Origin of the sequence: Mycobacterium sp. (assembly GCF_025933915.1) — a bacterium.
In the GTDB taxonomy this organism is placed as follows: Bacteria; Actinomycetota; Actinomycetes; order Mycobacteriales; family Mycobacteriaceae; genus Mycobacterium.
Genome location: NZ_JAICZA010000291.1, coordinates 1 through 2,670, shown reverse-complemented (window position 1 = coordinate 2,670; position 2,670 = coordinate 1). Strand labels below are relative to the sequence as shown.

The window sequence follows — 2,670 nt, the reverse complement described above, 5'->3', positions numbered from 1 at the left end:
GGCGGAAGACGCCAGGAGTTGCGAGGGCCTGATGACACCGAACCACTCCGGAGGGACGGCGACTTTTGTTGATCCCCTGGCCATTTCGAGCGACTGATCCGCGCTTGCGGTGCGGGGGTCGGTGTCGAGGCGAAGCGCCGCCGCCAGTGGAACCGTGTGGGCGAGTTCCGCGAGCACCCGGTGGCCTTCCAGCGCGAGGTAGCGGCGCGCGACCACCGGGCGTGCTCGCAGTCGCTTCACCAGCCGCCGATCCAGGCTTCCCGCACCGAGCAGCGCGCTCTGCACCAACACCTGCCGGCGATACTGCGCGGCGGAGCCGCCCGCCGGGACGAAGATGACCTCGCCGTTGGTGTGGGCGTCCTGGCCGGCCGCCGCTTCGGCGACGTCGACGGACCGCCCGACTATGAACGTGGCGAGGAGCCGATACCGTTGCGGGCGAACGGAATCCGAAACCATCACCTTGTGGGCAGCAGGGAATCGACGAGCTCGCCGAGCGCGGCGATGATTTCCCGATCGTCGGACAGTATCCGGACGATCGCCGCCTGGACGGCGCTGCGCAGATTGAGCCCCTCGGCGACCAGGCTGCCGGCCAGGATCAGCATGCGGGTGGACGCCACTTCGCGTAGCGGCGAACCATCGAGGTTTCGGATCGCGTTGCCGACCGTGACCAGAGCGCGCGCCGTCGCAGCGTCGATCCCCGCTTCGTGGGCAACGATTTCCGTCTCGGCCTCAAGGGACGGGAAGTCGAGCTCGATCGCCACGAATCGCTGCCGGGTCGACTCCTTGATGTTCTTCAGCACGCTTTGGTAGCCGGGATTGTAGGAGATGACCAGTTGAAACCCCGGTGCCGCGGGCACCGTTGTTCCCAGGCGGTCAACCAGCAGCTCGCGGCGATGATCGGCGAGTGGATGAATGACCACCGTGGTGTCCTGGCGCGCCTCGACGATTTCGTCCAGGTAGCAGATCGCGCCTTCGCGGACGGCCCGAGTCAACGGGCCATCCACCCAGCTGGTTTCTCCCCCTTTGAGAAGGAAGCGTCCGACCAGGTCGGCCGACGTCATGTCTTCGTGGGCCGCGACGGTGATCAGATTGCGACCCAGCGCGTGGGCCATCGCCTCCACGAACCGCGTCTTGCCGCATCCCGTCGGCCCCTTCAACAGCACCGGCAGGCCGCGGCGGGCCGCCGCGCGAAAGACCTCCACCTCATCGCCGGCCGGCCGGTAGAACGGTGCCTCCGAAGGGGGGCGGACGGCGGCGGGCTGGGAGTTCGTCAGCACCTAGCGTCCCTCGAAGGGGACGACTTGCGGCAGCTGGCCGCCGGGCGGAAGGACGAGGTGGCCGTGCACATCGACATACCCGGAGCGCTTGGTCGGTATCGGCAGAGCGGGATTCGGGCATAAGGTGTCCGTTCCGTCTCCGCAGATGCCGCCGTTGAAGTACGAACGCTTCTGGTGGTCCTGGGGCCACGGGTCAGCGTGCATTCCGATCCATTGCGCGGGCACGTTGTAGAAAATGAAGAAGCACGCGCTGACCCCGGCGAAGATCGCCAGAAACCGGGTGAACTGCTGTCTCGCGAACCCGCCTCGAACGTGGTCCAATCCGCGCTCGACGACGGTGCGGCCACGATCGTCGGTGAAGAAACGCAGACAGCACAGCGCCGCCTGCACACCACCCCACATCAGGCCTTCGTAGACCGGCCATTGGTAGTAGGTGTCGGCGTTGATCGACACGGACCTGATGGCACCGGGGTACGTGTAGAAGCCGATCGGTAGCAGGACCAGACCCTCCATGACGAAGTCGAACACAAATGCAAGCGCGTAGGTGACGAGGACCAACCGAAGATTGCTGATGTTCGGCCAGCGCGTCTTGATCTTGCGCATGATCCAGCACCCGACGATCGTGATCAGCAGGACGCCATATGCGTAACCCGGCGCGTTGGTCAAGAGGGGCTCGGCCACCTGACGGCCCGGTTCCTCCGGGGAGACCCAACCGGGAATGTTCGACGACCAGGAGCCCCGGTTGAACAGCCAGGTGTTGTAGGTACACCAGGTGTTGAAGTAGTTCAGCAATGGATCCTGGAAGAACATCAGGCCCATCGACACCACGAGCATGCCGTCCAGCGTGATTCGACGCTCGCGCCGCCACGGCCTGATGAAGAACCACCACAGGACGACCGGCAGGGCGACCCATAGAACCACCGCATTCGCCATGAGCGGCACCTTCATGTACATCGGTGGCTCGCTCGGCCCCGTGGGCACCCGCTCGAAATAGGGGCCGGTGATCCAGCGGATCCACACGTACAGCTCAAGGGCCAGCAGCGCGCCGCCGGCGGCGGCCCACAACTTGATCGGTGTCACCGGGGACTGACCCTGCGCGCCCAGTTCGGCGGCGCCGGGCAGTGACTCGGTGACAGACGAGGCTCGGTTTCTGTTAGCGAGATCGCTCATGACGCTGGTGTCCTCCCGGTCGGCCGTCCACGCTCCGAGCAATATACTCGCGAGTATCTGAGAAACGGAATAGCTTCTCGCTAGCTCTGGCAGAATCTGGCGCATGGTTGAGCGTTGGACGCGAGAGCGCCGCCTGGAGCACACTCGCTCACTCCTGATCGATGCCGCCGAGGAGGTCTTCGGCGAAAAGGGTTTCGTCGCGGCGACGCTCGACGATATTGCC

Annotated in this window: 3 protein-coding genes and 1 pseudogene; 1 reads left to right on the top strand and 3 read right to left on the bottom strand. The window is 65.3% G+C overall.

Going from position 1 to position 2,670, the window contains the following annotated elements; translation table 11 throughout:
* The 3 genes and pseudogenes from Q0W90_RS24145 to Q0W90_RS24135 all read right to left on the bottom strand — a co-directional run.
* Positions 1-456 (bottom strand): annotated as a pseudogene (locus tag Q0W90_RS24145) (VWA domain-containing protein); the annotation flags it as partial.
* Positions 456-1,277, bottom strand: coding sequence for a CbbQ/NirQ/NorQ/GpvN family protein (locus tag Q0W90_RS24140; protein WP_297593214.1), 822 nt, complete (start codon positions 1,275-1,277; stop codon positions 456-458). The pseudogene Q0W90_RS24145 and the gene Q0W90_RS24140, both read right to left, overlap by 1 nt.
* Positions 1,278-2,447, bottom strand: a complete 1,170-nt coding sequence (locus tag Q0W90_RS24135) for a spirocyclase AveC family protein (protein WP_297593216.1) — start codon at positions 2,445-2,447, stop codon at positions 1,278-1,280. It abuts the gene before it with no gap.
* A gap of 103 nt (positions 2,448-2,550) precedes the next feature.
* Between Q0W90_RS24135 and Q0W90_RS24130 the strand changes: the two genes are divergently transcribed.
* Positions 2,551-2,670, top strand: a 120-nt coding sequence (locus Q0W90_RS24130; protein WP_297777160.1) for a TetR family transcriptional regulator, incomplete at its 3' end; no start/stop codon positions are given.

Bases quoted from the DNA above. Each gene is read 5' to 3' on its own strand.
- Q0W90_RS24135 (WP_297593216.1), bottom strand. From the start codon at position 2,447: ATGAGCGATCTCGCTAACAGAAACCGAGCCTCGTCTGTCACCGAGTCA.